Origin of the sequence: Serratia sp. (in: enterobacteria), assembly GCF_051654945.1 — a bacterium.
Lineage (GTDB): Bacteria > Pseudomonadota > Gammaproteobacteria > Enterobacterales > Enterobacteriaceae > Chania.
Genome location: NZ_JBOFZA010000032.1, coordinates 1 through 8444, shown reverse-complemented (window position 1 = coordinate 8444; position 8444 = coordinate 1). Strand labels below are relative to the sequence as shown.

At 51.9% G+C, this 8444-nt stretch carries 6 protein-coding genes and 4 pseudogenes; 8 read left to right on the top strand and 2 right to left on the bottom strand.

Features of this window, described 5'->3' with window-relative positions; genetic code table 11:
* A partial coding sequence (locus ACRDCA_RS03465; protein ID WP_438688312.1) for an invasin domain 3-containing protein occupies positions 1–2271 on the top strand: 2271 nt, incomplete at its 5' end.
* 193 nt (positions 2272–2464) lie between these two features.
* Positions 2465–2983, top strand: coding sequence for a hypothetical protein (locus ACRDCA_RS03460; RefSeq protein WP_438688311.1), 519 nt, complete (start codon positions 2465–2467; stop codon positions 2981–2983).
* Positions 2984–3337: 354 nt separating this feature from the next.
* Here the strand turns inward: ACRDCA_RS03460 and ACRDCA_RS03455 are convergent, their stop codons facing one another.
* Positions 3338–4585: a reverse transcriptase domain-containing protein gene (locus ACRDCA_RS03455; RefSeq protein WP_438688310.1), complete on the bottom strand. Its 1248-nt coding sequence runs from the start codon at positions 4583–4585 to the stop codon at positions 3338–3340.
* 109 nt (positions 4586–4694) lie between these two features.
* Between ACRDCA_RS03455 and ACRDCA_RS03450 the strand changes: the two genes are divergently transcribed.
* From ACRDCA_RS03450 to ACRDCA_RS03425, 6 genes and pseudogenes are all read left to right on the top strand, one after another.
* On the top strand, positions 4695–4985 hold the full coding sequence (locus ACRDCA_RS03450) for a hypothetical protein (RefSeq protein ID WP_438688309.1): 291 nt from the start codon (positions 4695–4697) through the stop codon (positions 4983–4985).
* A gap of 234 nt (positions 4986–5219) precedes the next feature.
* A pseudogene (locus ACRDCA_RS03445) lies at positions 5220–5327 on the top strand (transposase); the annotation flags it as partial.
* A gap of 225 nt (positions 5328–5552) precedes the next feature.
* Positions 5553–6032: a protease inhibitor I42 family protein gene (locus ACRDCA_RS03440; RefSeq protein ID WP_438688308.1), complete on the top strand. Its 480-nt coding sequence runs from the start codon at positions 5553–5555 to the stop codon at positions 6030–6032.
* 156 nt (positions 6033–6188) lie between these two features.
* Positions 6189–6869, top strand: coding sequence for a helix-turn-helix transcriptional regulator (locus ACRDCA_RS03435; protein WP_438688307.1), 681 nt, complete (start codon positions 6189–6191; stop codon positions 6867–6869).
* Between the two features lie 202 nt (positions 6870–7071).
* Positions 7072–7373: pseudogene (tnpA, locus tag ACRDCA_RS03430) on the top strand (IS66 family insertion sequence element accessory protein TnpA); the annotation flags it as partial.
* A pseudogene (locus ACRDCA_RS03425) lies at positions 7368–7637 on the top strand (IS110 family transposase); the annotation flags it as partial. The pseudogenes tnpA and ACRDCA_RS03425, both read left to right, overlap by 6 nt.
* 28 nt (positions 7638–7665) lie before the next feature.
* Here the strand turns inward: ACRDCA_RS03425 and ACRDCA_RS03420 are convergent.
* Positions 7666–8444 (bottom strand): annotated as a pseudogene (locus ACRDCA_RS03420) (hypothetical protein); the annotation flags it as partial.

The window sequence follows — 8444 nt, the reverse complement described above, 5'->3', positions numbered from 1 at the left end:
ACCTACACCGCCATCACCGCCGGCACCAACCTGGTGGCGACGCTGCAGCTGAGCGACTGGAGCGGCAGCGTGAGCGCCGCGGCCTACAGCATCATCGCTGCCGCGCCTGCCGAGAGCACCTCAACCATCGACACCGACGGCACCAGCTACGTCGCCGGGGGCGATATCGTGGTGACGGTGGAACTGAAGGACGCCAACGGCAACCCGGTCAGCGAGCAGACCGCCGCGCTGGAGGTGACGGGTGCCGTGACCGTACCGAACGCGACCTTTACCGGGTCGTGGGCGGAAAGCAGCACAGTGGGGACGTATACCGCGACCTACACCGCCATCACCGCCGGCACCAACCTGGTGGCGACGCTGCAGCTGAGCGACTGGAGCGGCAGCGTGAGCGCCGCGGCCTACAGCATCATCGCTGCCGCGCCTGCCGAGGTTAACTCCAGCATCGACACCGACCGCACCAGCTACGTGGCTGGCGGCGATATCGTGGTGACGGTGGAACTGAAGGACGCCAACGGCAACCCGGTCAGCGAGCAGACCGCCGCGCTGGAGGTGACGGGTGCCGTGACCGTACCGAACGCGACCTTTACCGGGTCGTGGGCGGAAAGCAGCACGGTGGGGACGTATACCGCGACCTACACCGCCATTACCGCCGGCACCAACCTGGTGGCGACGCTGCAGCTGAGCGACTGGAGCGGCAGCGTGAGCGCCGCGGCCTACAGCATCACGGCGGATGTGCCTGCACAGACCACCTCAACCATCGACACCGACCTGACCAGCTACGTCGCTGGCGGCGATATCGTGGTGACGGTGGAACTGAAGGATGCCAACGGCAACCCGGTCACCGGGCAGACCGCCGCGCTGGAGGTGACGGGTGCCGTGACCGTACCGAACGCGACCTTTACCGGGTCGTGGGCGGAAAGCAGCACGGTGGGGACGTATACCGCGACCTACACCGCCACCACCGCCGGCACCAACCTGGTGGCGACGCTGCAGCTGAGCGACTGGAGCGGCAGCGTGAGCGCCGCGGCCTACAGCATCACGGCGGATGTGCCTGCTGAGCTTAACTCCAGCATCGGCACCGACCAGACCAGCTACGTCGCTGGCGGCGATATCGTGGTGACGGTGGAACTGAAGGACGCCAACGGCAACCCGGTCACCGAGCAGTCTGGCCGCCTGACGCCGGACACGGTGACGGTGCCGCACACCACCTTTACCGGGGCGTGGGCGGAAAGCAGCACGGTGGGGACGTATACCGCGACCTACACCGCCATCACCGCCGGCACCAACCTGGTGGCGACGCTGCAGCTGAGCGACTGGAGCGGCAGCGTGAGCGCCGAGAACGACTACAGTATCACGGCGGGTGAGATGGTGCCGGCCAACTCTACTGTGACACTGGAAGACACCACCCTGCCAGCGGATGGTGCGTCCACCACCACGGTGACCTACACGGCGCAGGATGCGTACGGGAATGCGGTGAGCGGGTTGACACCTGATTACACGCTGACCGGCAGCGAGACCGGTACCACCTTCGATGATTTCACCGAGACCAGTACCGGTATCTATACCGGCACCCTGACGGCGGGCACCACGACAGGTGGTACCGCCGCCCTGATGCCGCAGGTGAACGGCAGCGATGCGGCGAAGGAGCCAGCGCAGTTGACTCTGGAGGCAGTGCCCGTAATCACCAGTGTCTTCGTCAATGATCACACATTTGCGGCAGGCGAGGGCTTCCCGACCACTGGCTTCAACAATGCCACATTCTGGATACAGATTAACAATGCTACACCTGCCACCGACAAGTGGGTGTTTTCCTCCAGTGCATCATGGGTCACGGTCACAAACACAGGGGCGGTGACGTTTGGTGCTGATGGTGTGCTTGACTCCACGGTTACTATCACCGCAACGCCAACCCGTGGTCATGGTCTACCACTCACTTATGAATTCACACTGAGCCAGTGGTTTGAGAGCAGTAGTAGTGATATGCCGTGGTCTGAGGCAAGCGCTTACTGTGAAGCTAAAGATTCTACCCTGCCACTTTATAACCAAATGACGAATGCAACAAGCATCGGTTCTTGGGGCTCTCGCGATATCGGTAATTTATACAGTGAGTGGGGGGATATGAGTCAATATCCCGGGTGGCAAGGTATCAGCTATTGGTCGTCTGAGAAGTACGTTGCAGATTACCACTACGTCGTGCGCCTGAACAATGGCGGCTTGACTGCGCTCAACGACGTCCTCCCACGTGGGGTTGCGTGTCGGCGGGGTCTTTAATATTTAGATTTTAATGTTTAAATTTGGTTTTGTTGTTTATGCCGTTCTCAGGGTGCTTTGGCACCCTGAGATTTTAGTTTTCTGTTCGTATATGAAGTAGGTTTTGAGTGAAGGGGTAGTTGTTTTCCGCAGGTTAACGGAGTAGATGATGCAAACAACGGTGTACTATTCGAAATGAGGGGGGTAGCTAAATATGGATATCGAGAGTAAAATAAGTCTCAGTCGTCGACCGGGCAAAATAAGTCTTATAAGAGAAGGTATCTTTCTCCGTTGTTATCAGGAGTCGCTTCTCTCTTTGTTGCGCGTTACTCCCTCGCTCAAGGTGCTTGGGAGACGCGTAAAAAAATTAAGTAACACACCGGTATTTTATGGTGGGTTTCCAGAGAGTCATATTGACAAGTTTGTCACCGGAGCGATAAGGACTGACTGGGGGTTTGAGGTCGCATGTGAAGAAATCCTGGCGGAGGAGTATGATATATGGATTGCATCTGTAACGGATAAGCTTGCTCCTGATAAATTGAATGACGAAGAAAAGGTAACATCAAAAGGCAGTGGAGTAACGAATAAAACAGGTGATGAGAGAGTGTACATGAGTGAAGATGTTGTAAATTTTTTGATGAACTGGCATCCCGGGTTATACCCTCAATCAGTAGATACGGGATTTATTCAGGGCCTGAAGCAACTTTTATGTGGGAAGGGGAAAAATAAATAATTGAGATGAGATAACGCAGTAGCACACCGGTGCGCGGGGGTCTGTTCTGTTATGGCAGTTCAGAAAAGCGCCCTGAGAGAAGACCGGCCTGTTTCACGACTTTCGGAGAATGTTCCGGAGGGCGTTATAAGAAGGGTGACGCCGAAAGGTGGAAGCCCGGCAGTACGAGAGAACAGGCAAATGAGTGAGGTTTGTTTATTGTCCCGGGTGGCAAGGTAACAACTATTGGTCGTCTGAGAAGTACAATGCAGATAACCACTACGTCGTGAACCTGAACAATGGCAACTTGAATGCGAACAACGACGGCAACCCACGTGGGGTTGCGTGTCGGCGGGGTGTTCTCACTGGACTGTGCTACTGCGCTCTCTCACCTTGTAAAAAACGCTTGCGGATGCGCACGGCGTTATAATTATTATCAACAGGCAGAAAGTATGATTGCAGTCGGCCAAGGCGACGACGATAAATTTTTTTACGGAGTCGGTAGTGGCGCGCATGCTTCATGAGCCCAAGATAACTGTTGATAATAGCTTGTATGCGATGCAGTAACGGGAGACTCAGTTGTACGGAGGAGGTATCAAAGAAGTCACTCCAGTCTGCTTTTTTTCTGCCCCAGTCAGGAGTGCATTGATTACCAGACAGCATTGAGTTAAAAAAATGAAGCCAGTGAAACAGGCTTGATATATTGCGACGCCTTAAATGAAGATAGTGGGGGTAGGTATAATAACCGAGATAGTCTGCCCCTTGATGACAGGATTGAATGACCTGTTTGCTTGGGTGGATCCGAAGATAAAGTTCATCCTCTGTGAACTGACGTATTTCCTCTCGCCAGAGGGAGAGTTGGGAAGGTGAGTCACTGAGCAGAAATAAATCATCCATATACCGGGTGTAACCTTTCACTTTGAGCTTGTGTTTAATAAAATGGTCCAAGGGGCTTAAATAAAGGTTGGCGAACATCTGGCTTGCGGCGGAGCCAAGGGGTAACCCTCGGCCCGGGCCACCGAAAGCAAGCGTTCGGTGTTGTGGGATAGTGGCCAAGAGCTCCCGATCTCCACTGACAGTATGCGTGTGTTGAGCGACAGGCCAGATAATGCTCTGCTTTAAAAGATGATGAAGAGCGTCCCTGAGAGGGTGGTTTTCAAAATACCGTTCAAATATAGTTTCACATTGAGCCAGAAGTCGAGGTAAATAAATGCTACCAAAAAAGTTGTAAATATCCAGTTGAAGATAATGACTATGCCCAGGTTGACGCATGAAATGTTGTACTCGACGGATGGCAGCCAACGTCCCCTTTCCTATGCGATTAGCAAAAGTGTCTTCTATTAGAACGCGCTCGGTTATTGGGCCAAAATGCATAACAAGCCAATTTTGTGCTAATCGGTCACGATACGAAGGCGCATAAATCTCCCGTAATTTGGGGTCGGTGATGGCAAATCGGGTATAAGCCCCTGGAGTATAGGTCAACTCATTTAAATCCGTTGCCAAACCGTTACAAAGACGAGAGATATTTTCCATATGTAGCGACTTTTGAATGCTACGGCTTGTGAGAGTAACACAATGTAAAAGTTCATAATTTATTCGTTGTGAGGTAGTGATGAAATCCACGTTTAAGCATCCTCGAGTTTATGATGATTTGCTGCAATTTTATCGGATGTACTGGGAAACACATCGGCATCTTCCGCGGCCCTATAAATTGACAACAGGAGAAGCTGTTTTGACAGAAATTACAGAGTGTGTACGAAAGATTATACTCGCAAATCAAGTAAATAAAAATGAGCATGCAGACAGAAAACAAGCCGCTGGCATGCTAAGTGAAGTTAGAGCATCGTTAGTTGTAATCAGAGGTATGCTGACATTAGGTTGGGGAATGAAATTTATTTCTCATGGCGCATTTATGATATTAACTACGCAACTGGATAGCGTTGAAAAACAGATCACCCGATGGCATGGATGGTTTCTTTCCGATGATTTCGCAGGAAATGCAAAAAAAACGGCTTTATCGTGAACGTCCTGTGAGCTCATATTTTCTTGATTATTTCAGCCGGTAATGTCAGTGCCATCGTCCACGGAGGAACAATCAGCGCGTGATATACTCGATAAAGATGTGTTACCCAGTACTGGCAGAATGTCTTTGGTAAATAGACCCGAGTTTCCGGGACGGTTCTGTACCTCATGTGGAGTGACCTCGAACCCGTAGACAAATCTGGCCTATATTTTATTTTGAGCATAGGAGGAGTCTATGGGCACACCACGATTTACCCTTGAATTTAAGGAAGAAGCTGTCCGCCAGATCACCGAGCGGGGCTATTCCGTTGTCGACGTTTCAGAACGCCTTGGCGTGTCGGCCCTGTAGCAGTGAAAGTTGTACGCTCCGTTCTTAGGTGAGCCAGGTCTGGTAACAGGCTGCACTTATCCGACAATGACGGCATAAAATAACAGCTGTACAGTTGTACCGTTAAGCTATGAGTACGTGTTCTACGTTCTGCCAACTTACGACGACGAAAAGGCGAATATTGATACCCATGATCGCCGAGGAAAATTATTCTGTGACGACAACAACACTGGAGAAACTATGATGCAGATCACCGCCAAGATCCCCTGTCTGTCGTCTGTCCGCGTGGGGTTTTCTCATGCCATTATCGGGCTGTGCCTGACTATTCCATTATTCCACATGGTCAGCGCCGCGCAGGTCCCGGGAAAAACGCCGGCACAGAGGGAAACATCGACAGCCAGTACATCAAACTGCGATATTGTTCCCGTCAGTCAAACCGTGAAAGTGGGCGACCTATTTAAGATGGTGCTACCCACCACGCCTGCCACGGGGTACACCTGGCTCATTCGCGCCCTCCCTCCCCAGGTGGCGCTCACGGGCATGGAATATGTGTCATCGCCGGAGTGTAAAAAAGGGAAGGTGGGTTGTGGTGGAACGACCCTACTGCACTTGAAAGCCATCACGGCGGGGAAAGGTAAGCTGCTCTTACAGTATGCTCGCCCGTGGGAACCCTTACCGAACGACATGCAGGTTTCCGAAGTCAGAGTCATTGAACCTTGACGCCATCCTGAGCATGAACCCAGCACGTTCACATCGCCTTAATAGCGATTTTTGCGGGCGGGGAGAAAAGAGACGCGATAGCATTAACGCCCCCACACAGCGGCAAGCCCCTCTCTTTGATGACTGAACACCAAAATCCTTAGTGAGAACACCTTTATGACCACGAAAAAGGAGGGGCTGTCTCTACCAGAGCAACAAGGGTTGGAGCCAACGATCGAATACTATATTGACAACCCGGTGATCCCCATGTGTGCTGGGATTGCTTTAGTCAAGGATCTGGAACATCGATTTGTCGCCTCAAACGGCATTTTCAGTCAATTCTCGGGTGTCAGCCCCCAAAAACTACAGGGGTTGCGTGACGACGACATGCCCTGGGCAGAACAGAGGGATATCTATATTTCTCATGAGAAGGCGATTTTATCTGGAGAAACATATAAAGTCATTGAACCGTTGCTCGGTCATTCAAAATCGCTTATCCATACCGCCAAGAAGATCATCTATGATAGTACGGGTCGCCCAGCCGGAACGTTTGCCATGGCGTTACTTTTGGATGTTGCCGTTGAGTTCAACACTCTTGTTTCCGCCTCCCGCATCAAGCGCATCATGAATTATGGACATTATAAGTTGGCCCCCATGGAGATGAAGTTACTGTATTTTTTTCTTCAAGGCTTTAGTCGAGGCACCATTTCAACATTATTGAATGTCAGCACGTCTACTTATGATAGCTATATCAGGAACATAAAAATCACTTTTGGCGTTTCATCTATTGTTGAATTGAAAGAGAAGTGTATCTCTCTCGGGTACCATGAGGTCCACCCTTTTCAATTGCTTATGTAATTGTTAAAAATTATGGCCCATGAAGATCTCATGGTTTTTTTAATTTTGGCCTTTGACATCCTCCGCCTACTCGTTGACAAGGTCATTATTTTAAAGGACGCATATTCGCCCGAGCTGTAACCATACGGTGAACTCATCTTCACAGGAATTTTCAGGCAGTTAGCATTACCGGCATTCGTACAACTCCCATGGAGATCGAACAATGCCAAAAATTCGATGGACTCTTGACCAGAAGAAGCATCACGTCGCCGCATGGCGGGCCAGTAGCCTCACCCGTGAACAATATTGCGACCTTTACGATATTCCTTTCAAATCACTGCGGCAGTGGCTGCAGGATGTTGCAAAGGCGGAACAGCGTGCAAAAGCACCGGGGTTATTCCTGTCTGTGTTTCGACAGCATCTGTGAATACCGACACCGCTCAGCAGCACACCGCTGTAACTGACCCCGTCACGCTCTTTTTCCCCGGCGGGATACGTATGTGTTGTCATCCATCTCAGTTAACCCGACGCTCCGGTTCGTCGATACGCGGCGAACATCCGTCACAGAGGGGCAATAAAACGCTCAAACGGGCACTGTTCCTGTCGGCCTTCGCGGCGCTCAGCGTTAGTCGGAAAACCGCCTCCTTTCCTCCCCAGCCTGAAGGCGACATTCTGATGAGCCAGGGGAAACGACACAATCAGGCACTTATCGCCCTGGCAAGGCGGCGCGGTGACGTCCTGTTCGCCATGATGCGCGACGGGACTTTTTATACTCCGACGGCGTCATAAATATGCTTGATAACTTAATGGCCCCCCTTTACAGGCTTGCGCCCTGTCTCACACACACCACGCCTACATGCATGCTTTTACTGATAAGCTCCGTTTTCCCATTTTTCAAGATCACCACAACAGCCTGAGTGTCGTTAGCAGTACTTGACCAGTAAGCCCCGCCAAACCACGTAGGATATTTGCTCATATCCCCCCACTGGTCTACCAGACGTTGAAGATCACCATCAACAGGAAGCCAATAATACGAACTAATGGAACGGCAGTATCCTCTTGCTTGTTCAAATGGCATCGGGGTACTGCCGTTGTTTACCAACCACGAATATATCCCGAAACTGTAGGTCAGCGTCAGTCCGTCAGATTTCCGGATGACCTTTATTGTCGCGCGCATTATTCCACCATCGCCCAGCGACACCTCCCCGGTGTTGTTGACGCTCGCCCAACTGGCATCACTGCTGAACGCCCAGTCATCGGCTGCCGGGACAGTGTCATCTATCAGCAACTGAAAATGTGCTCCCTTAAATCCTATATTCGGTAATCCGGCACTTGCCGCAAAGGTACGTCTGTTGATAATGACACCAGTGATTGACGATTCAGTCACTTGCACCTGCGGCGCCTGCACTACGACCGTGGTCAGTTCGCGATTGCTGTGGTTATCCTTCACGTCCGCTGCTGTCACCGCGACGCGATAGCTGTTGTCCGTTGCCGGTGTGGGGGTGTACCGGTACCCCGGCAACGTCACCGTGGCCTGACCCCCGTTCACCTGGACAGTCCCGCCTGCCAGCAGCAGTTCCCCGGCCTCCACATTCA